Raw genomic sequence first — 22,434 nt, forward strand, 5'->3', positions numbered from 1 at the left:
TCAGAAGCCTTTTCGCTCGAAGCCGGCGGGGCCGGCTGAGGCGTGGGGGACGGAAAGGGGGGCGGGGGCGGACGGCCCGGTCGCGGCGGCGTTCCAGTCGAAGCCGGCGAAGCCGGCGAGGGTGGGCGCGGCCGTTGGCACGGAGGTGTCCGAGGGGTGCTGCCGCGAGGGCAGCGGGTCTTCGGGGCCGGTCCGGCCGAGCTCCCGGGCGTACCGCAGGACGCGGTGGGCCAGGGCGGCGGCCGTGGACGGCTCGTACAGGTCACGGTCGTACTGGAGGACCAGACGGGTTCCGTGGGCGCCGCGCGCGAACTGGAAGGACAGGTCGAACAGGCCGTCGCGCAGCGGCACCGGGTGGCCGGTCAGCCGCAGCAGCGGGCCTTCGGCGTCGATCTCGTCCCACAGGGTGACCCAGACGTCGAAGAACGGTCCGCGGCCGGGCGGGCGGGGCGGGTCCAGGGCGCGGACCACGTCGCCGAAGGGCAGCGCGGCGTGGTCGAGGGCGCCGACGACACGGTCGGCGATGCCGTCGAGCAGCCGGCCGCAACTGGTGGTGGGGCGGATCGTGGTGCGCAGGGCCACGGTGTTGATGTGGCAGCCGACGGTGCCGCCCGTGCGCAGTCCGACCGCGGTTCCCAGGCAGACGTCCTCGGCTCCGGTGGCGTGGTGCAGGGCGAGGGCGACCGCTGCGGCGAGCGGGGTGAACAGCGAGGTGCGGCGGACTTGGGCCAGGTCGTGCAGGGCCCGGGCCGTCGCCGGGTCCAGCTCCTCCTGGTGTACGGCGGTGCGGCGGCCGGCACCGGCGGTGCGGGGGTGGTCGACGGGCAGTGGCAGGGGTGCGGGCGGCGGAGTCAGTTCCTGGTGCCAGTAGGCGAGTTCACGGCCGGTGGGGCGCGGCCCGGGTACGTCGGCGGGCGGCGGCGGCAGCGGCCGGTCCTCGGCGATGGCGTCGTGGCAGGCGACGAGGTCGGCCGCGGCGATGTCCAGGGACATCTGGTCGGCGACGGTGTGGTGCAGTACCAGCAGCAGGTGGCGGTCGCCGGGGGTGCGGATCAGGGTCGGACGCAGCAGCGGGCCGCGAGCGAGGTCGAACGGCTCGTGGATGAGCCGGTCCACGAGCGTGTCCCGGTCGGCCGGGGTGTCCGCCGTGCGCTCGGCGAGGTGGACGGTCTCGGTCCGCAGCACGGGCACCGGCTCTCCGCCCCGCTCGTGGAACACGGTCCGCAGCGCCGGGTGCCGGTCCTGCAGGGCGGTCACGGCCCGGGCCAGCGCCTCGGGCTGGAGGGTGCCGGTGCAGCGCAGCAGGAGGGGTACGTGGTAGGCGGTGTCGTCGGGGCCCCGGAGCTGCTGTTCCAGCCAGAGGCCGCGCTGGAGCGGGGACATGGCGAAGGGCGCGGCGAGGGGTTCGCGTCCGGCGGGCCCGGGGGTCCGGTGCGTACTGTCGGCGTCGGCGGCCGGGTCGGGCCCGGGGTGGGCGCGGGAGTGGCGGGCGGCCAGTCGGGCGGCGAGCGCGGCGGGCGTGGGTGACTCGAAGACGTCGCGGACGAGGACGTCGAGTCCCAGGCGGACGGTGGCCCGTTGGGCCAGTGCGGCCGCTTTGAGGCTGGTGCCGCCGAGCCGGAAGAAGTCGTCCTGGTCGGTGACGGCACGGTCCAGGACGGTGGCGAACACCTCGCGCAGCGGCGGCCCGAGCTCGGCGCCGGGGACCCGCTCCGGGACGTGCGCGGGGGCGGGGGGCTCGTGCGGGTCCGGTACGGCGGGCAGTCCGCGTGCGGCCAGCGCGCGCCGGTCGATCTTCCCGTTGGGGGTTTCGGGGAGCCGGTCGCAGACGGCCACGGCCGCCGGGACCATGTAGTAGGGGAGCCGGCCGGCGAGCAGTTCCCGCCAGTCCTCGGGCAGGCCGGTGCCGCGCGCCACGAGGTGGGCGACGAGGACGGGCTCGGTGGTGCCGTCCGGCACGACGACGGCCGCCGCCGCGACGCCGGGCAGGGCGGCCAGTGCGGCTTCCACCTCGCCCGGCTCGATGCGGAAGCCGCGGATCTTGACCTGGCGGTCGGCCCGTCCACGGAAGTCGAGGGTGCCGTCGGGGCGGTGGCTGACCAGGTCGCCGGTGCGGTAGAGGCGGGCTCCCGGTGCCGGGGCGTACGGGTCGGTCACGAAGCGCCCGGTGTCGGGTGCGGTCCGTCCCTGGTAGCCGCGTCCCACGCCCGCGCCTCCGACGAGCAGTTCGCCGACCACGCCCGGTCCGTCGACGGGGCGGCCGTGTTCGTCGCACACGTGGTAGCGCAGGTTGGCCATGGGCCGTCCCACGGTGGGGGGCTCCGCCTCGGCACCGGGCGGGCAGCGGTGCCAGGACTGGAAGACGGTGGCCTCGGTCGGCCCGTAGACGTAGATCAGGTCGCGGTCCGGGGCCCAGCGGTCCACCAGCGCCTGGCAGAACGCCTCTCCCCCGGTCACGACGGTGCGTACGCCGGGGAAGCCGGCGGGGTCGAGCTGGGCGAGGAGCGCGGCCAGCAGGAACACCGTGTCCGCGCCGCGGTCGCGGACGAGGGCGGTGATCGTATCGGCGGAGGCGACGGGGGCGTCGAAGGGGACGACGGCGGCGCCGGCCCACAGGGTGGCGAAGATCTCCCACACCGACACGTCGAAGCCGGGGCCGGAGAACTGCAGTACGCGGCGTCCGGGCCGCAGCCCGAACGGTTCGGCGGTCGCGGCCAGCAGGTTGACGAGGTTGCGGTGCTCGATGCCCACGCCCTTGGGCCGCCCGGTGGAGCCGGAGGTGTGGATGATGTACGCCAGGTCCGAGGGGGCGGCGGGGCAGCGGGCGGGCGGTGCCGCGCCGGTGCCCGCGTCGTCGGGGTCCGCCGCCGGCTCGTCCAGGTCGATCAGTACCGTCCGGCCGTCCGGCACCAGTGCGGCGAACTCCGCGGTGGTGACGGTGAGGTCGCTGAGCGCGTCCTCGGCGATGCCCGCCAGCCGCTGTCGGGGGTAGTTCGGGTCGAGCGGCAGATAGGCCGCGCCGCTGCGCAGGACGCCCAGCAGCGCGACGACCAGTTCGGCCGAGCGGGGCAGGCAGACGCGGACCACACTGCCGGGGCCCGCGCCCAGAGCGGCCAGCCGTACGGCGAGCGTGTCGGCCAGGGCGTGCAGCGCGCGGTGGGTGAGCGTGCGGTCGCCGGTGACCACGGCGGGGTGTCCCGGCCACCGGGCGGACCGCTCGCGCAGCAGGTCGGCGACGGTGCCGTCGGGGACGGGGGCCGCGGTGTCGTTCAGCCGGCGCAGCGTCTCGGTCCAGTCACCGCTCACGACGGTTCCTCCCCGTGTCCGTCCGCGGGGGTGCGCCACGGGCTGTCCGGCGTGTGCAGCAGGGCGTGCAGGGCGCGGCGGTAGCGGTCGACGAGGTTCTCGGCGGTCGCGGCGTCGAAGAGTTCCGCCTTGTAGGTGAGGACTCCCCCGGCGTCGTCGGCCCCGGCCCGCAGGGACCACACCAGGTCGAAGGCGGTGGCGGTCGGACGTACGGCCGCGGCGTCGTCGTCGGGTGTGAACAGGCCGCCGGGGCGCGGGTGGCCCTCTTCCTGGGCGACCACGAGGATCTGGCTGAGCCGGGCCCGGTCGATGCCGTACTCCCGTTCGGCGAGGTCGCCGACGGCGGCGAGGTCGGTCTCGGGGTGGGTGTGCGCGTCCAGCAGCGCTTCGGCGACCCGTTGGGCGAGGTCGCGGTGGCTGTGGGTGCCCGCGGTCGGCACGCGCAGGACGACGGTCGCGGTGAGCGGGCCGACGACGTCGGCGAGGCCGGTTCGGCCGCGGGTGCTGACGACGGTGGCGAGCCATACCTCGTCCCGGCCGTCCGCGTACCGGGCGAGCGCCTCGGTCAGCGCGGTGAGCTGGGCCGTGAAGGGCGTGAGCCCGGCGGTGCGGGCGAAGGCGCGCGCACCGGGCGTCGGCAGGGTGAAGGGCAGTTCGCTCGGGATGAGGGCGGACCGCACCAGCCGGGGGCGGTCGTAGGGCAGCCGCAGATCGGGCGGTGCTGTCGCCAGGGCCTGCCGCCACCCGTCCAGGGTGCCGGCGTCGGGGGTCCGGGCCCGCTGGCGGCGGGCCTCGTCCGCGAGGAGCGGCGCGTCAGGTGCGGGGCCGGGACGCCGGCCGGACGCGAGGGCGGCGTAGGCGTCCTCGACACCCGTGGTGATCAGTTCCATGGAGCGGCCGTCGACGGCGATGTGGTGCACCGCCAGGAGCAGGACGTGCTCGTCGTCGGACAGCCGCACCAGGCGGGCGCGCAACAGCAGGCCCGCGGTCAGGTCGAAGGGTTCGGCCAGGTGCCGCTGGGTCCTGGCGCGCAGCGCCGCGGTCCGCCCGGCCTCGTCGAGGGCGCGGAGGTCGTCCTCGTGCCAGGAGACGCGCGGTACGGAGAGCCGTTGCCAGCGGGGTTCGTGGCCGTCGCTCACCAGGCGGCTGGAGAGCGCGTCGTGGCGGGCGGCCGTGTACTCGACCGCCTCGCGCAGCGCGTACGGGTCGACGGGCCCGGTGCGCAGCGCCTCCAGGACCGTGAACGCGGCCTGGGGGGCGCCGTCGCGCAGGGCGCGCCAGATGTGGATCTGTTCCGCGCTCAGCGGGGCGGGCCCGTCGGCGGGGGCGGGCACCGGGTCGTCCTCGGCGGGGGCCTGGGTCCCGGGCGGTGCCGTCGCGGGCGCGGCACGGCGGGCGAGTGCCTCGGCTATGGCGGCGGGCGTCCGCAGGTCGAAGACGAGCCGCGGCGGGACGTCGGTGCCCAGCGCGGCGCGCAGCCGGCCGGCGACGGCGATCGCGTCGAGCGAGGCGCCGCCCAGTTCGAAGAAGTCGTCGTCGGGGCCTGCGGGTGCGGCCAGTCCCAGGCAGGCGGCCACGGCCTGTCCGACGACGGTCACGGTGTCCGCGGTGCCGTCGCCGGCGGCGGGGGCGCCGCCGGTCGTGCCGTGCGGGGCGGTGACGATCTCGACGGTCTCCGGGACCCAGGCGGCCGGCAGGGCACGGCGGACGAAGGCGCGCAGGGCCTGGGCGGTGACGGGCCGGCCGGGGCGTACCGTCACCCGCGCGTGGTCCGGTGCGGTCATCCGCGCGTCGGTGACGTCCGGGTGCTCGCGCAGGCGCAGTTCGGTGTCCGCCAGGGCGGTGGGACGGCCGGCCGGTCCGCGGGGCACCAGGGTGCCGTCCTCCGCACGGACCGCGGCCAGGCCGGTGGGGCCGTCGGCGGTGTGCAGTTCGCCGGGCACGCCGATGGGCACGGGACGCCCGAAGGGGTCCAGGAGCCATCCGGGCCCGCCTGCCGCGCGCGTCTCGCGGTGGGCCGGCTCGGACGGTTCGGTGTCGGGAAGGGGCTGGTCGGCGAAGCTGCGGGACGGTTCGCGGGCGGCGCGGACGAGCAGGTCGGCCCAGTGGCCGAGGAGCCGGCGCACGCGGGCGGCGCTGAAGAGCACCGTGTCGTACTCGGCGGTCAGGGCGAGGTGGTCACCTGAGTTGTCCAGGTGGAAGCTGAGTTCGAACTCGCTGACGTCGTGGGCGAACGGCTCGCGCCGTACGGTGAGCCCGGGTCCCGCGTCGAACGTCTCGTCGGTACCGGCGGCGCCCGGCTCGTCGGCGGTGAACATCACGGTGAACAGCGGGGTGCGGCCTCCGTCGCGCGCGCCGGGAAGTTCGTCGGCGAGCCGGTCGAAGGGGTGGCCGCGGTGGGCCACGGCACCGGCGACGGCGGACCGCACGCGTGCCGCGGCCTCGGTGAACGTGGCCTCGGGCGGCAGGTCGGCGGTGAGGACGACGGTGTTGAGGAACGGTCCGGCCACGTCGGCGCCCGCGGCGTGCTCGCGCAGGGTGACAGGGGTGCCGACGAGCATCCGCCGCTGTCCGGTGAAGCGCTGCAGCAGCCAGCCCAGCGAGGTCAGGCCCACGGTGAAGACACTGGTGCCCAGTTCGCGGGCGAGGGCGCGCACCCGGTCGCCCGCCTCGGCGGGCAGCCGCACGGTGTGGGCGGCGCCCGGACCGGCGGACGTGCCGCGCTCCCCGTCGGCGGGCAGCAGGGGGTACGGCAGCGGGCCGGCCAGCCGCTCGTGCCAGTAGGCACGGTCGGCGGCGCCCTCGGGCCCGGTGAGGCGGGCGCTCTCGCGGGCGATGTGGTCGGTGAAGCGTCCGGCGGGTACGGGGGGCGCGGGTGTGCCCGTGCGCCGCGCACGTATGCGTGCCAGGACGCGGCGCACGAGCGCGGCGGCGGACGTGCCGTCGCAGGCGATGTGGTGGACGGTCAGGACGACGACCGAGCTGGTCGGCGAGAGTGTGAGCAGCGCGGCGCGCAGGGGCGGTTCGTGCTCGAGGTCGAAGGGCCGGCCGGCCAGTGTCGCGACGGTCTCGGCGACGCGCGCGGGTGACGGGTCGTGCTCCAGGGGCACCACGGTCAGCGGGGGCCGGTCGCCCGGCACGAAGCGCTGGCGGGGGGCGCCGTCGCGGACGAGGAACCGGGCCCGCAGGAGTTCGTGGCCGGCGGCCTCGTCGGTGAGCGCCTCGGCGAGTTCGTCCCCGCTCAGGGCGCCGTCCACGCGCAGGACGTCCGTGAGGTGGTGCGTCGTCGCGCCGGCTCCGCCGAGGTGGGCGAGGGTCCACATCCGGTGCTGGGCGGCGGACAGCGGGTGGTCGTCGGGGGCGGTGGCGTCGGTGCCGTACGGGGGGCCGCCCTGCCCGGTCGGGCCGGGGGCGGCGGCACGTCGCAGCACGGCGCAGATCTCGGCGACCGTGGGCCCTTCGAAGAGTTCGTCGATCTCCAGGCGCAGTCCGTGGCGCTCCTGGAGGAGGCCCACGAGGTCGACCGCGAGGAGGCTGTGCCCGCCGAGCGCGAAGAAGCTGTCGTCGGGGCCGGTCTCGTCGACTCCCAGCAGCTCGCGGAAGAGTCCGGAGACGGTCTCCTCCAGGTCCCCGTCGGCGGCTGCCTGCTCGGTTCGCGCTTCGGGGTCCGGTGCCCGGGTTCCCTCGCCCGGGGCGGGCGGCTCGGGCCGCTCCGGTGGCGGTGCCTGCCGGTTCCCGAGGGCGCCCGCGGCGCGGTCCGCCAGGGCCCGGCGGTCGGCCTTGCCGTTGGTGGTGAGCGGGACGCTCTCCAGGGGCAGTACGCGGTCGGGGACGAGCGGGGCGGGCAGGCGTTCGGCGGCGAGGGCCCGCACGCGGGCGGGGTCGGCGGTGGCCGGGCCGGTGACCCAGGCGACCAGCGAGGGCCGCCCGTCCGGGCCCGCGGTGACCACGGCGAAGGCACCGGTGACGCCGTCCACGTTCGTCAGGTGGGCCTCGACGTCGCCGAGTTCGACCCGGTTGCCGCGGATCTTGACCTGGTCGTCGGCCCGGCCGAGGAACTGCAGCGTGCCGTCCTCCTGCCACCAGGCCAGGTCCCCGGTGCGGTAGCGGCGCCCGCCCGGGGCGTCGGCGTCGGGTACGAAGGCCGCCGAGGTCGGCCCGGGACGGCCGAGGTAGCCGTCGGCGAGGCCGGGTCCGGCCAGCTGGATCTCGCCGGGGAAGCCGGGCGGGACGGGACGGCCGGCCGCGTCGAGGACGGACACGGCCGTGTTGCTCAGGGGCCGCCCGATGGGCGTGCCGTACAGCTCGTGTTCCGGGTAGTCGAAGGCGGTGGCTCCCACGGAGTTCTCGGTCGGGCCGTACTCGTTGACGAGCCGTGTGCCCGGCAGCAGCAGCCGGTGGCGGTCGACGAGTCCGGCCGGCATCGCCTCGCCCGCGACGGTGACGACCCGCAGGGTGCCCGCGGCGGCGAGCGCGTCCATGACCGCCCGGTACAGGCTCGGGACGAGCGTGACGTGGGTGGCGGCGTGGCGTTCGGCGAGGGTGCGCAGGTGGGGGCCGTCCAGTCGGCGGTTGCCCTCGACGAGGACGAGCCGTCCGCCCGCGCCGAGCACCGAGAAGACGTCGGAGACGGAGCTGTCGAAGGACAGCGCGGGTATCTGCAGCAGGCAGGTGTCCGGGGACAGCGCGTGGTAGTCGTCCTTCCAGGCCAGATAGCCGCAGATGGCGGAGTGGCGTACGACGACGCCCTTGGGCCGCCCGGTGGAGCCGGACGTGTAGATGACGTAGGCCGGGTCGCCGGGCCGCGGCGGGAGAGGGTCGGCGCCCTCGTCGGGCCCGCCGGGTGCGGCGAGTTCGGCCGCGGACAGCACGGGGGTGCCGGTGGCACCGGCGAGGGTCCGGGCGAGCGCGAGGTGGGAGGGTTCGGCGACCAGGGCGACCGCGTCGACGTCGGCGAGGACCTCCGTGAGGCGTGCCGCCGGCTGGGACGGGTCGAGCGGTACGTAGGCGGCGCCGGAGCGCACCGTTCCGAGGAGGGCGCTGAGCGCGTGGCGGCCCTTGCCGACGAGGAGGGCGACGCGGGTGCCGGTGCGCGCCCCGTGCCCGGCGTGCAGGCGGCGGGCGGTGCGCAGGGACTCGGCGCGCAGTTCGTCATGGCCGACGGTGCCGTCCGCGGTGATCACGGCCGGGGCGGTGCCGCCGGCGCGGGCTCCGCGCTCCAGCCGGTCCACGAGGGTGCCGGGCTCGGCCGGCGGCCGGAAGCCGGCGTGGCCGAAGTCGTGGACGGTCTGCCGGTCCGCGGTCGCGGTCAGGGTCAGGTCGGCGAGGGGGCGTTCCGGTTCGGTGAGTTGGCCGGCGAGGTGGTCGACGGTGCGCAGGAAGCTGTCGGCGAACCAGGGTGCGAAGTGGGCGGGGTCGAACTCGGCTCGCAGTACGGGTCGTTCGCCGTCGAGGACGAGCTGGATCCCGGGTGCCCCCGGTGTGGCGGGGACGGTGTCCGCGGTGGCCTTCAGGAGGTCGCCGACGCTGTGTGCGGCGGACGTGTCGAGGCGCGGGCGGACGGGCCCGCCGGGGCCGTCCACGACGACGGCGGTACGTCCGGTCTCCTCCGCCGCGGCGGCGGCGAGGGCTGTCGCCGCGGCCAGCAGGGCACGCCGGTCTCCCGCGGCCAGGGCCGCACGCGCGGGGGCGGTCAGCGGCAGGCCGCGGTCGGCGAGCCCGGCCGGGGCGGGCGCGGGCGTGGCGGGCCCGGTCGTGGCGAGCGCGGCCGTAGTGGGCCCGGTCGTGACGGGCCCGGTCGTGACGGGACCGGTCGTGGCGAGCGCGGCCGTAGTGGGCCCGGTCGTGACGGGACCGGTCGTGACGGGACCGGTCGTGGCGAGCGCGGCCGTAGTGGGCCCGGTCGTGACGGGACCGGTCGTGGCGGGCTCGGGCGGCCGGGGGCGGAGTCCGGTGACCGCGACGCGTGCGACGGCGGACACGGTGGTCGTGGGGCTGGTCACGGGCTGGGCGGTCATGGCCGTACGCTCCCTGCTGTTCCGGCTGGGCGGGGTGTGGCGGTGTCGGTGGTGGGCCCCCGGTCCTGCGCCGCGAGGGTGCCGACGACGTCATCGAGCAGGGCGGAGGCGGTGTCACGCGTGAACAGCGCGGGGTCGTAGGCGAGTTCGAGGCGCAGGTCGCTGCCGCGGGCACTCGCGTAGATCCGGAGGTCGTCGGTGAGCGGCGGGTGTTCGGGAACCACGTCGAGGAACTCCCAGCCGTCGGTGGCGCGTTCCGAGACCTCCCAGCTGAGGCCGACGTCGTAGACGGGGCGCCGGCCCCGCGGCGGCCGGTCGACGAGTTCGGTGACGATGACGTCGTAGGGGAAGCGCGCGTGCTCGTAGGCCTCCAGGACCCGGTCGCGGACCTGGGCGAGCAGTTCGCCGTCGGACGCGCAGGCGCCGGGTGCCAGGCGCAGGGGCAGGGCGTTGACGAAACAGCCGACGACACACGCGAGTTCCGGGCGGTCGCGCAGGGCCGCGGGGCTGCCGACGACGATCTCGGACCGGCCGCTGTCGCGGTGCAGGACCCGCGTCCAGGCAGCGAGCAGCGCCATGAACGCGGTGGCGCCCGGCACGGTGCGCGCCGCCGCGTCGACGAGTTCGGTGGGGACGGTGCGGGCGACCAGCCCGGCGGGGCCGCGCGGTGGGGCGGCGGGGCGGGGAGCGGCGCGGTCGAGGTCCAGGCGCGGCAGTGGCGAGGCGAGGGTGCGCCGCCAGTGGGCGCGGTCGGCGGCGGCCTCGGGGCCGGCGAGCCAGGCGGCTTCCTCGGCGGTCCACTCCCGGTACTGGCGGGCGGGCGGGCGTCCGTCCCAGGGCTCCCGGCCGGCGGCCAGCGCGTCGTGGGCGTGCAGCAGGTCGGCGACGACCAGGTCGACGCTGTCGCCGTCGTACACGATGTGGTGGGCGGTGACGACGAGGACGTCGCCGCCGGGGGCGCCGCGCAGCAGCCGGACCTCGAAGAGCGGGCCGGTGGCGAGGTCGAAGACGGTCTGCTGGGCGGCGCGCAGCTCGGCGGCGAGAGCGTCGGCGCCCAGGCCCGGGGCGAGGTCGACGACGCGCAGCGGCGGGCCGCCGGGCAGCCGGTCCAGGACGATCTGCCGGGCCGTGCCGTCGACCACGGCGACGCGGCTGCGCAGCACCTCGTGGCGGTCGGCGAGCGCGGCGGTGGCCCGGCGCAGTGCCGCGGGGTCGAGGTCGCGCCGGGGGCGCAGCGCGTCGCTGATGTTGAGGGCCGTCGGTACGGGGCTGGAGCGTGCGGCGGACCAGATGCGGCGTTGGGCCCGGGACAGCGGCAGTACCGGGCCGTCGAGCGCTACCGGGCCGTCGAGCGCGGCGGCGGGCCCGGTCGACCGGCGCGCGAGGGGCTGTGCGGCCTGGAGGTGGGAGGCCAGGGCCCGGACGGTCTGGTGCCGGAAGACGGTGCTCAGCGGGACCCGGGTGCCGAACTCCTCCTGGAGGCCGGCGGCGATGCGGGCCGCGGTGAGGCTGTGGCCGCCGAGCGCGAACAGGTCTGCGCCGGGTTCGGTGACCGGGTGGCCGAGCACGTCCCGCCACACCCGGGCCACCCGCTGTTCGGGCGGGGTGAGCCCTGCTTCGGCCGAGGCGTCGGCGGGCGCGGCGACCGGGTCGGGCAGGGCCCGGTGGTCGAGTTTGCCGTTCGGGCCGAGCGGCAGTTCCGCGATCGCCGTGTAGTGGGCGGGGACCATCGCGGCGGGCAGCCGCTCCGCCAGGAAGGTGCGCAGTGCGCCCGGGTCGCAGTGCCCCACCACGTAGGCCACCAGACCGGGTTCGCCGTTGCCCGGCAGGGCGCGGGCGACGACGGCACAGCGGCGGACGTCGGGGTGTGCGGCGAGGACGGCGGCCACCTCGCCGGGTTCGACGCGCTGCCCGCGGATCTTCACCTGGTCGTCGACGCGGCCGAGGAAGGCGAGGTTTCCGTCGGCACGGCGCACGGCCAGGTCCCCGGTGCGGTACATGCGCCGGCCGGGGCGTACCGGGTGGGGCACGAAACGCGCGGCGGTGAGTCCGGGGTCGTTCAGGTAGCCGCGGGCCAGTCCGGCGCCGGAGACGCACAGCTCGCCGGGGACACCGAGGGGGGCGAGGTCTCCGTTCGGGTCGAGGACGTCGACCGTCTTGTTGGCGATGGGCCGGCCGATGAGGATGCCGGTGCCGGGGTCGGTGACGCGGTGTCCCGTGGTCCAGACGCTGTCCTCGGTGGGGCCGTACTCGTTGTGGAGGGCGGTGTCGGGCAGCAGGCGTGCGTGCCGGGCGGCGAGTTCCTCGGGCAGTCGCTCGCCCACCAGCACGATCTGGCGCACGGTGCTCAGCCGGGGGGCGCACCGTTCCAGCAGCAGCTGGTAGAGGCTCGGCACCAGCATGATGTGGGTGACGGCGTTGCGCTCGATCTCCTCGGCGACGTGGGCGGCGTCCAGCAGGCGGTCCTTGGCGAGGACTACGACGCGTGCGCCGGCGACCAGGGCGGAGAAGATGTCACCGACGCCGCTGTCGGCGTGCAGGGGCGGTACCTGGAGGACGGACGTGGTGCCGTCGAAGGCGTAGTGGCCGGCCCGGTGGTGGACGGTGTTGACGATGCCGCGGTGCTCGACCATGACGCCCTTGGGGCGGCCGGTGGAACCGGAGGTGTAGATGACGTAGGCGAGGTCGCGGGGGCCGGCGCGGCGGGCGGGGGCCGGGGCCGGTGTGTACGGATCGTGCGGGGCGCGCAGGTCGAGGACGGGGACGGTGGCCGCGGCGGTGGCAGTGGCATGGTGTGCGCCGTCGGCGAGGACGGCGACGGCTTCGCTGTCGGTGAGCGCGAAGGCCAGCCGGTCGGCGGGCTGTTCCGGGTCGAGCGGCAGGAACGCGGCCCCCGTCTTGAGTACCGCCAGGACGCAGACGGCCATCCATTCGGTGCGTTCGGTGACGACGGCCACGAGCCGCCCGGGTCCCGGGGCGGCGACGGTGCGCAGGCGTGCGGCCAGTGCCTCGGCCCGTGCGTCGAGCTCGGCGTAGGTCAGGGTGGTCGCACCGTGCACGACGGCGGGCCGGTCGGGGGTGCGGGCGACCTGCTCCTCGACCAGGTCGAGGAGGGTGGAGCCGGCGGGGAAGGGGGCCGCCGTGTCGTCGGCCTCGTGGAGCAGGTAGTGGCGTTCGGCGTCGGGCAGCACCGTCGCCCGGCGCACGGGGGCGTCGGGGGCGGCGAGCAGCCCCGTCAGCAGTGTCAGGAGCCGTTCGCCGATCCGGTGGGCGGTGGCGCGGTCGAAGAGGTCGTCGGTGTAGGCGACCCGCAGTTCCCCGGGGCGGTCCCGGGACGCCTCCAGGAAGCTGAACGCCAGGTCGAAGTCGCTGACGGGCGGGTCGAGTTCGAGGTGCCGCACGCCGGGCGCGGTGGCGTCGCCGGTGACGGCGGTGCCGGACAGGGCAGTCTCCACGAGTACGTCGAAGAGCGGGTTGCGGCTCGCGTCGCGCGGCAGCCGCAGGTCCTCCACGAGCCGCTCGAAGGGGTACTCGGCGTGGTCCAGGGCTTCCTGGGCGGTGGTGCGTACCGCGGCGAGCAGCTCGCGGAAGGAGCGGTCGGGGTCGACGGGGGTGCGCAGCACGACCGTGTTGGCGAAGAGCCCCACGGTCGCCGCGGCCCTGCTGCCGACGCGGCCGGCGTCGATGGTGCCGAGCAGGGCGTCGCCCTGGCCGCACAGCTTCAGCAGCAGCACCCGTACGGCCGCGACGACCCCCATGAAGGAGGTGGCGGCGGCGTCCCGGCAGGCCGCGGCGAGCGCGTCGGTGAGTTCGGCGGGCAGTGGCAGGCGCACCTTGCCGCCCGTGGAGTCGCGCCCGGCGCGGCGGCGCCGGTCGGCGGGCAGTTCGAGCGGTTCGGGAAGGCCGGCCAGCTGCCGTGTCCAGTAGGCGCGGTGGGCCTCGCCGCGCGGTCCGGCGAGGCGGTCGGCGAGCGCGCGGGTGTGCTCGGCGTACTGCGGGGCGGGCGGGGCCTGGGACGTGTCGGCGCGCAGCGAGTCGACGAGGTCGCGCAGCAGCACCGCGTACGACCAGCCGTCGCACACGGCGTGGTGGATGGTGAACAGCAGGGTGCCGCCGTCGGCGTCGGGCAGCCAGTGCACGCGGGTGAGCGGTCCGTGGGCCAGGTCGAAACGCCAGGCGCACTCACGGGCGTAGGCGGACCGCAGACGGTCGCCGGGGTCGGTGCCGTCGGGGAGCGGTTCGACGGTGAGGACGCCCGAGGGCGCCGGCAGCACGAGCTGCTCCAGGCCGTGCGGGCTCTCCCGCAGGACGGTGCGCAGCGCCTCGTGCCGGGCGACGAGGTCGTCGACGCGGGCGGCGAGCACCGCGGTGTCGACGGGGGTGTCGACGCGGTACGCCTCCACCATGTTGTACGGGGGCAGCGGTGACTGGTCGAGGCGGTCCAGGAACCACATGCGTCGCTGGGCGTTGGTGGCGGGCAGCGGCCCGGTGGCGGGAGTACCGGGAGTACCGGGAGTACCGGGAGTACCGGGTGCCGTTGTCGGTCGCCCCGGAGTGCCGGGTGCGGCCGGGGCCGGCCGGGGGCCGCCGGGGCGGACGTCGCGCTCGCGCAGGGCGGCCGCGAGAGCCAGGGGGGTGCGCCGGCTGAACACGTCGTGGACGGTGAGCGCGTCCGGCCGTCCGGTGGCCTCGCAGACGGTGCCGACCAGCTGGACCGCGGCCAGGCTCTGCCCCTCGGCGGCGAAGAAGTCGTCCATTCCGGTGCGCGGCGGCTGCCCGAACACGTCGGCCCAGGCGTCGCGGACGAGCGCCGCCAGAGGATCGGCGGGCTGCCAGGACGGGCGGTCGCCGTCGGCCAGGAGGGTGAGCAGGGCGCGCCGGTCGACCTTGCCGTGCGGGGTCAGGGGCAGGGCGTCGAGGCGGTGCAGGGTGGCCGGGCGCATGTGGGACGGCAGCGCGGCCCGCAGGGCGGTGGCCAGCTCCTCGGGGGCGCGGACGCCGGTGTACCAGGCGTGCAGGGTGGTCTGCCCGTCGCGGACGCGGGGGACGACCACGGCCTCGGTGACGCCGTCGTCGCGGACGAGGGTCTGCTCGATCTCGCCGGGCTCGACGCGGTTGCCGAAGATCTGCACCTGGCCGTCGCCGCGGCCGAGGTAGCGCAGTTCGCCGTCGGTGTCCCAGCGGCCGAGGTCGCCGGTGCGGAAGACGGGGGCGTCCGCGGTGTGCGGCGTGGTGGTGAAGCGGTCCGCGGTCGCCGCCGGGTCGCCGAGGTAGCCGGGGGCGACGCCGGGCCCGGCGACGAGTATCTCGCCGGTGACTCCGGCCGGGGCCAGTTCCCCGGTGGGCGTGACGACCAGGACGCCGTAGCCCGGCGAGGGCCGTCCGATGGGCACGCTCTGGAGCCGCCCGGCCTCCTGGCCGGGGCGGATGTACATGGTGGCGTCGATGGTGGCTTCGCTGGGCCCGTACAGGTTGGCGAAGGTGCCGACGCGCAGTCGGCCGGTGGTGCGCGGCAGCAGGCCCCGGGGGATGGTGTCACCGCCCAGCAGGAGGTGGCGCAGGGGGAGTTCGGCGTCCTCGTCCAGGCCGCGCAGCAGCGCGGAGAGAAGGCCGGGCACGCAGTTGACGAGGGTGACCTCGCCGTCGCGGACGCGTTGCCACAGCGCGGCGGGTTCGATGCGGTCGGGGGCGCCGACCGCGACGAGCCGGCCGCCGCTGAGCAGGGTCGAGAAGACCTGGAAGGTGGTGGCGTCGGAGGTGATCGCGGAGAGCAGCGCGGTACGGGTGCCGGCGTCCAGGCCCAGTTCCCGCGCGCCGGTGAGCACCTTGTGGGCGAGCTGGTCGTGCCGCAGGGCGACCGGCCGGGGGGTGCCGGTGGAGCCGGAGGTGAACAGGACGGTCGCGTCGTCCTGCGGTCGGGGCGCGGTGGGGCACGGGGGCGCGGGGACGGCACGCAGGTCGTCGAGGTCCACCACGGGGACGGGCAGGGCCTCCTCGTCGGGGCCCTCGGCGCAGGCCCGCAGCACGAGGCGGCTGCCGCTGAGCCCGGCCAGCAGGGCGAGGCGGGCCTCGGGGTGGCCGGGGTCGAGGGGGACGTAGGCCGCGCCGGTGCGCAGGACGGCGGCGAAGGAGACGACGAGTGAGGCGCCGCGGTCGGCGACGACGGCGATCCGGTCGCCGGGGCCGACTCCGTGGCGGTCGGCGAGCACCCCGGCGACGCGCTCGGTCTCCTCCAGGAGCTGCCCGTGCGTCAGGGTGCGGCCCTCGCCCGTGACGGCGAGGGCGTCCGGGGTGCGGTGGGCCTGCTCGGTCACGAGCGCGGTGACGGTCGCGGCGTCGAACGCGCCGGGGGCGGGCAGCGCGGCGAGGGCCCGCAGTTCGGCGCGTTGGGCGGGACCGAGGACGTCGAGGTCGCGCACCGGGCGGTGCGGGCCGGCGGCCAGGGCTTCGAGCACGGCGGCAGCGCAGCGCGCAAGGGCCGTGGCGAGTTCGCAGGTCCCGTGTGCGGTGAGGCGGATGTCGTCGGGCGTGTCCTGGACGACGGTCAGGGTCGCGCCGGTGGGCGCGGCGGGTGTGCGCTCCCCGTGCAGGGCGGGGCAGACGACCGCCAGTTGGTCCAGGACCGCGGGGTCGGCCGCGCCGGTGGCGGTGAGCCGGTCGACGAGAGCCGCGCGGTCGGGCCAGGGGCCGGCCGCGGCTTCGGCGAGTTCGGTGTGCAGCGCCTCCAGGAAGCGGGTGGCGGGCGCCTGCGGGTCCAGCGGGGCGAGCAGCGCGAATTCGGCGCGCTCGGCCGCGTCCTCGCCGAGCGCGGGACAGACGACGGGCACGCGCCGGTTGCCGCCGAGCCCGGCGGCCACGATGCGGACGGCGGCCACGGCCAGCAGCAGCAGTCCTTCGGGGGCACCGCCGGTCATGGCGTGCAGTGTCCGCGCGGCCTCGGGCGCCACCCGTGCGGGTACGGCCGTGCGGTGGGCGGGCGCGCCGGCCCGGCCCGCCGGGGCGGGCCGGGTTCCGGGCGGAGCTGCCGGGGCGAGGAGCGGTTCTGGCTCCGCGTCCCGCAGACGGACCGGCCAGGGTGTTCCACCGTCGTGCAGCACCTGCGCTCCTCCTGGGCGAGTGGGATCAGGCGGCGGCCACGGACAGGGCGCGGCCCGCCGTGAGTCCGAGGGCCGGGAACAGCTCCACGTCGCGGCCCTCGACGCCCCGCATGACGACGTCGATCGCGGTGCTCATGAGGTCGACGTGGAACTGGGTGAAGGTGCCGAGGCCCAGACCGAGGTGGACGCCCGGGTGGCGTTCGTTGGCGAAGTAGTTGCCGGGCAGCAGCGGGGAGCAGCTGGCGTTGGTGCCGAACCCGATCTCGTGCAGCTTGGCGTAGCGGTCGTCGTGGGCGAGCAGGCGCTCCAGCCCCTCGGCGAACCGGGCGCGGCCTGCCACGGCCGGGCGGACGGCGGTGATCCGGCCGTCGGTGAACGTGACGACGGCGGGCTCGTCGGCCATCGCCGCCAGGTCCTGGTAGACCCGCTCGGTCTGCGCGAGGCTCGTCTCGTGACCGCCGCGGTGCACGATGGGCGCGCCCTGCAGGGTGACCTCGCCGTTGAGGGTGAAGTGGGTGTGGTCCTCGAACTCGCCGGAGGCGTTGACGAGGGAGCTGAGCTCGCCGGTGGGCAGGACGACCTGCTGGCCGGGCTGCAGCGGGCCGTGCAGCGAGAACCAGTGCTCGGAGAACTGGTGCTGGAAGACCGCCTCGGTGCCGTGCTCGTGGCCGAGGAAGAGCATGTCGTCGGCCTGGTCGAGCAGGGTGAGGAAGGATTCCTCGATCTGCAGTTCACGCTCGTAGTCGACCTCGGAGACGATGCGGACGCTGCCTGCGAGGGTCTCCTCGGAGAACGGCGCGGAGAAGCTGGAGAAGGCGCCGAGCCGCATGCCCTCGAGGTGCTCGTCGTCGAAGTGGACGAACTCGTCGTCGGCGATCCACAGGACGGAGGCCCGCTTGCCGGACGCGCGCAGGGAGGCCATCTCGGCGATCAGTCCGTCGCGGGAGCCGGGGCCGGTCCAGCTGTACTCCTGGACGGGCACGGTGCCCCGCGTGGTGACGCTCAGCCCCGCGCGGATGCCGGGCGAGGTGACGAGGAGGAACACGTCCCCCAGGTCACCGCCGAACACCTTGCGGAACTGTTCGGGGTCGATGCTTACCGGCTGTGCGGACATCGCGGAAACCTCTCTTCGACGACGACGTGCCCGGAGGCGGGCGGTGGTGCCCACCGCCCGCCTCCCGGAGTGCGACTCAGCCCTGGAGCCGGTCGTACTTGCCGTACTTGCTGATGCGCGAGCTGATCGACGGCTTGCGCTCGGCCGGCTTGGGGGCCTGGGCGGCAGCGACGGGCTGCTGGGCGGACTGCACGTCCATGGTGTTCCGGGTCATCTCGACTCCTGGTTGTGTCGGGGTGGAAGACCGGCGCCACCTGCGGCGGGGCCGGGGTCGTGCACCGGCACCGCCGGTGGCGGGGCCGGGTCGTGCACCGGCCCGCGCGGGGCGGGGCCGGGGCTTCGGGGCGGGGCACCCGTCGTTTCGCCGGGTGCGGCCGGGGGCCGGCGGCGCTGGTGCGGGCCGTCGGCGGGCGGCGTCACAGGGGTGACGCGGGCTGGGGCAGGAGGCGGTCGAGGGCGGCAGTGTCGGCGCCGAGGGAACTCAGCAGCTCCCGGTCGGGCCCGCCGGCGAGGCGGGCGGCGGCGCCGCGGGCGATCTCCACGGCCGTCTCGACCAGTTCGCCGCCCAGGCTGACCGGGTAGAGGGTGGTGCCCAGCGTCTGGCTGGTGATCATGTGAGGTCTCCCTCCGTGGCCGGTGCGAGGGCGACGGCCAGTACGGCGCGCCCCGCGTCCTGGGTCTGCGGCTTGTCCCCCAGCTGTTCGGCGAGCGCGACCAGGCCGAGGGCGGCCCGGCGGCGTTCCGGTCCGGGCAGGCCGTCCAGTTCGGCGGCGAGCCATCTGGCGTGCGGCTCCGTCAGTACCAGCCGGTCACCGTCCTGGGTCAGCTGCAGAGCGGCCCGTCCGACCAGCGGCGGAGCGCCGCCGGTCACGGCCTCGAGCACCGGTGACAGCTGCGCCGCGGTCTGCATCAGCTGGGCGGACGCCTCCGCGCCGCCGGTGATCTGCTGGAGCCGCACGCTGATGTTGAGCAGCAGGACCACCGCGGCCCGCAGCCGTTCGGCGTCGGGGATGCGGCACAGCTCCTCGTACAGCGGCAGCAGCCCTTCCGGGTCGAGGGCGACGACGAGGTCGTCGTTCTCGTCGGGAGTGTCCTCCTCGTCGGCGTCGGCGTCGCGTTCGACGACGAACCAGCCGGGGACGGGGGCGGGACGCAGCGGGTCGGCCGCCGCGGTGGTGAGGGCGTCCGCGAAGGCGGTCAGCAGGCCGGCCGCGCCGGTCCGCCCGTCGTCGGCCAGGGTGCGGGCGAACTCCCGTACGACGTCCGCCTGGTGGTCGGGGCCGGGCCGGCCCCCGGGTGCCGCGGCCGTCGTCGCGGCCGTCGTGGTCGTCGCGGTCACAGCTCACTCCTCGCCGTCGCTGGGGTTCCCGGCAGCGCGCTCGCGGCCAGGGCAAAATGGTCGATCTTGTCGTTGGCGGTACGGGGCAGCCGCTCGTGGAACTCCACGCGTGCGGGCACCAGGGCCGCGGGCAGCCGGGTGTTGAGCTCGGCGCGCAGCGCGCCCGCGTCCGGGAGCGGGTCGGCGAACGCCGGGGACATCACCACATGGGCCACGAGTCGCCGGCGGTCCCCCTCGCCGGCCACGGTGACGGCGGCGGCGGTGACACCGGCGCACTCGGCGAGCGCGGCCTCCACCTCGCCGGGTTCGACCCGGATCCCGGAGATCTTGACCTGTCGGTCGCGCCGCCCGTGGTACTCGAGCAGTCCGTCGGCGCCCTCGGTCACCAGATCGCCGGTGCGAAAGGCCCGCGTACCGTCGGGCAGCCGGGTGAAGGCACGGGCGGTGGTGTCGGGGTCCCCCACGTAGCCGTCGGCCAGGCAGGGTCCGGTCACGACGAGTTCGCCGGTGCGGCCCGCGGGCAGGGGGCGCAGTCGCTCGTCGGCGGGAAAGGCGCGTCGCCCGCCGATGGCCCGGCCGATGGGCAGGGCCTCGCCCACCGGCAGCGCGGTGGTGTCGCGCGGCACCTCGTACAGCGTGGAGGTGACCACTCCCTCGGTCGGCCCGTAGGCGTTGAGCAGTCGCACCGCGCCCAGCGGCGAGGCGAGCCAGCGGCGGGCGGTGGCCGGGGCGGCCGCTTCGCCGCCGGTCAGTACGCAGGTCAGCGAGGGGGGCGGTACGAGGTCCGGGCTGAGCTCGGCCTCGGCGGCCAGCAGGGTCCAGTAGGCGGTGGGCAGTTGCCACATGGTGATTCCGTGGCGGCGGGTGACGTCCAGCAGTTCGGTGAGCGACCACAGTCCCCCGTCGCGCGTGACCACCCTGCCTCCGCACAGCAGGGTCGGCCAGATCTCCTCCAGGGCGACGTCGAAGCCGGGTGACGCGAACTGCAGGACCACGGAGTCCTCGTCGAGCCCGTAGGCCTCGCGGGCGGCGTCGCAGTGCCGTGCGAAGGCGCCGTGTGCGACCCGGACGCCCTTGGGCGTGCCGGTGGAGCCGGAGGTGAACAGGACGTAGGCGGCGTCCTCGTCGCGGGCCGGCCACGGGGGGCGGGGCCGCGTGCCGTCGGCGGACGCGGGCTCCCCCGGCTCGTCGCCGGGCTCCGGGACCGTGACGGCCGCGTCACCCAGTTCGGCGGTCCACAGCGTCTCGTGCCGGGCGGACGCCACCACGGCGAGCCGGGCGCCGGCCACTCGCATGGCGCGGCGTATCCGCTCGGGAGGCTGGGTGTCGTCGAGCGGGCAGCAGACGAGGCCGGCGGCTTCGAGGGCGACCAGGGCGGTGACGAACTCCGGTACGCCGGCGGCGATCAGGGCGACGGCGTCCCCGGGGCGGGCGCCGCGGCGGGTGAGCCGGGCGGCGAGGCCGCGGGCCCGCGCGGCCAGTTCTCCGTAGGTGAGGGAGCGCTCCGGCGCGCCCGCCGGTTCGACCGCCACCCGGCCGGGGCGGCGCTCGGCGAGGTCGAGCAGCCGCTGTGCCGCGCTCATCGCATCCTCGTCGCGGGCGCCTCGAACCGGGCGATGTGCACTCCGGGCTTCAGACCGGCCGACGGGTCGGCGAAGTACGCCGTCCAGTCGTGACCGAACAGTTCCACCCGGGTACCGGTGTCGGCGACCTGGAACACCCGGGCCTGCTGGTAGCGCAGCAGTTCCTCCAGCCGCTCGTCGACCTTGACGTCCAGGGACTCCAGGTGGGCTCGCAGTTCCCGGTAGAACCGGTCGAGTTCGTTCTGGACGTACGCCCAGCACCACTCGTAGATCAGCCAGGACTCCTTGCCCGGCACCCACTCGTTCAGGCGGGCCATCATGTCCGGCTGCGAGGCGACCTTGCCCTCGTTGGGGACGGACGGGTTCTCCAGGTAGTCCCACAGCAGCGTGCGGGCGCGGTCGACGGCCTCGCCGAGCACCGTGGTGGAGTCGCCGGTCGCCGCGTCGGCGAGCGAGCGGTAGAAGTCCTCGTACCGCAGCAGGCCCTCGGTGTGCAGGTAGACGGCCAGCTGCCGGGTCAGACCGCGGTTGTGCATCGACTGCAGCACCGCGCCGAAGGTGTACATGTCCACCCAGTCGCCGCGCGTCATCCTGTTGTGCTCGACGAGGACCTCGACCTGCTCGACGTCGTCGGGCAGGTAGGTGCGGGTGATGGTCTTCAGACCGTACTTCTCGCGGTGTGCGGCGCTGCCCATCTCCGAGTTGGGCAGCAGGCAGCACTCGTAGATCATGATGTCGTCCTGGACGCCCATCTCCAGGATCCGGCACAGGCCGCGGGCGAAGGTCTCGGGTGTCTCGTGCGGCAGTCCGAGGATGACCTCGGTGTACGCCTCGACGCCCTCCTCCTTGAAGCGGGTGGCGAGCTTCTCGTAGTTCTTCGCGGGCATGTTGGACCGCTTGATCTGGTCCAGGACGTCCGCGGTGCCCGTCTGCATGGCGAGGATGGCGCCGTTGGACATGCCGGCCTTCACGAACTTGGAGCTGATCTGCACGATGCGCTCGCTGGCGTTCTTGGCGTAGCTGGTGACGAACTTGCCCGGGTAGCCGCCCTGTTCGTGGTTGCGTACGAGGTGGTCGGCGAGGGCGACGTCGCGGGGCAGGATGCCGAAGTTGGCGTCGCAGCACAGGACCGCCGCGACCTCCTGCCGCGCGAAGTAGTCGATCTCGGCGTGCAGCCGGTCCTCGTCGAACTTGCGCACCTTGGACAGGGTGTTGGAACCCCAGTCGCAGAAGGTGCAGCTGTAGGGGCAGCCGCGGTTGGTCTCCCACAGCACGGTCGGCAGGTGGCCGGCGGCGCGGGCGGCGTCGAACGAGGCGTCCATGATGCCGCTCAGCCAGGGGCTCGGGACGTCGATGTCGCGCGGCAGTTGGCCGCCCAGCGGATTGCGCCGTACCGTGCCGTCCCGGTCCCGCCAGCTCAGCGAGGGCACGGCGGTGAAGTCGGGCTCGTCGTCCAGCAGCGCCCGCAGCAGCCCGGCGAACGGCGCCTCGCCCTCCTTGTGGATGGCGAAGTCGACGTAGGGGTGTTCGGCGAGGAAGGCGGTGGCGTCGTCCGGGACGTGCGGGCCGCCGACGACGGTGACCACGTCCGGGTGGCGTTCCTTGACCGCCCGGCAGGCCGCCATGTTCTTGTTGAAGTTCCACAGGTAGCAGGACATGGCGAAGACCGCGGGGTCCTCCATCCGGTCGGCCGGGTCGGCGGCCTGCTCGGGCAGGAAGAACGGCTCCTCGAAGGAGTAGGCGGCACTGACGTCCGGCTGGGTCTCGGCGTAGGCGCGCAGCGCTCCCCAGACCACCGGCAGGTACGCGGACCTGCTGAAGACCGACATGTAGATGCGGCGCTTCGTCTGGGTCATCGCCGTCATACGTCACCACCTCGTGTCGGCCCCCGGCACCCGGGAGCGGCGTCGTTCGGATGACGTCATGGCAGCAGCGCGCCGTGCATTCCGGCTGGAGTCGGCCTTGAGCCGGTGGCGGG

The 22,434-nt window shown here is 75.6% G+C and carries 9 protein-coding genes; all 9 read right to left on the reverse strand.

The window, feature by feature from the left end:
• Entirely contained in the window at positions 1–3,306 is a 3,306-nt protein-coding gene (locus tag QC283_RS12370) for an amino acid adenylation domain-containing protein (RefSeq protein WP_279561506.1), read from the reverse strand.
• A complete protein-coding gene (locus QC283_RS12375; RefSeq protein ID WP_279561507.1) occupies positions 3,303–9,323 on the reverse strand; it encodes a non-ribosomal peptide synthetase in 6,021 nt (2,006 codons plus the stop codon). Before QC283_RS12375 ends, QC283_RS12370 begins: the two co-directional genes overlap by 4 nt.
• The gene (locus tag QC283_RS12380) at positions 9,320–16,420 is read right to left on the reverse strand and encodes a non-ribosomal peptide synthetase (protein WP_279561508.1); all 7,101 of its coding nucleotides are present in this window, start codon (positions 16,418–16,420) and stop codon (positions 9,320–9,322) included. The genes QC283_RS12375 and QC283_RS12380 overlap by 4 nt, the downstream gene beginning before the upstream one ends.
• 25 nt (positions 16,421–16,445) lie before the next feature.
• Positions 16,446–17,534 carry a hypothetical protein gene (locus tag QC283_RS12385; RefSeq protein ID WP_279561509.1) on the reverse strand — a complete coding sequence of 363 codons (1,089 nt, stop codon included), beginning with the start codon at positions 17,532–17,534 and terminating at the stop codon, positions 16,446–16,448.
• 76 nt (positions 17,535–17,610) lie between these two features.
• Positions 17,611–17,748: a hypothetical protein gene (locus QC283_RS12390; protein ID WP_279561510.1), complete on the reverse strand. Its 138-nt coding sequence runs from the start codon at positions 17,746–17,748 to the stop codon at positions 17,611–17,613.
• 202 nt (positions 17,749–17,950) lie between these two features.
• Positions 17,951–18,148: a hypothetical protein gene (locus QC283_RS12395; protein ID WP_279561511.1), complete on the reverse strand. Its 198-nt coding sequence runs from the start codon at positions 18,146–18,148 to the stop codon at positions 17,951–17,953.
• Complete coding sequence (locus QC283_RS12400) at positions 18,145–18,873, reverse strand: hypothetical protein (RefSeq protein ID WP_279561512.1); 729 nt, start codon at positions 18,871–18,873, stop codon at positions 18,145–18,147. The genes QC283_RS12395 and QC283_RS12400 overlap by 4 nt, the downstream gene beginning before the upstream one ends.
• Complete coding sequence (locus tag QC283_RS12405) at positions 18,870–20,456, reverse strand: amino acid adenylation domain-containing protein (RefSeq protein ID WP_279561513.1); 1,587 nt, start codon at positions 20,454–20,456, stop codon at positions 18,870–18,872. Before QC283_RS12405 ends, QC283_RS12400 begins: the two co-directional genes overlap by 4 nt.
• Positions 20,453–22,321: a B12-binding domain-containing radical SAM protein gene (locus QC283_RS12410; protein ID WP_279561514.1), complete on the reverse strand. Its 1,869-nt coding sequence runs from the start codon at positions 22,319–22,321 to the stop codon at positions 20,453–20,455. The genes QC283_RS12405 and QC283_RS12410 overlap by 4 nt, the downstream gene beginning before the upstream one ends.
• Positions 22,322–22,434: the final 113 nt, after the last annotated feature.

Source organism: Streptomyces sp. DH41 (assembly GCF_029813785.1).
In the GTDB taxonomy this organism is placed as follows: domain Bacteria; phylum Actinomycetota; class Actinomycetes; order Streptomycetales; family Streptomycetaceae; genus Streptomyces.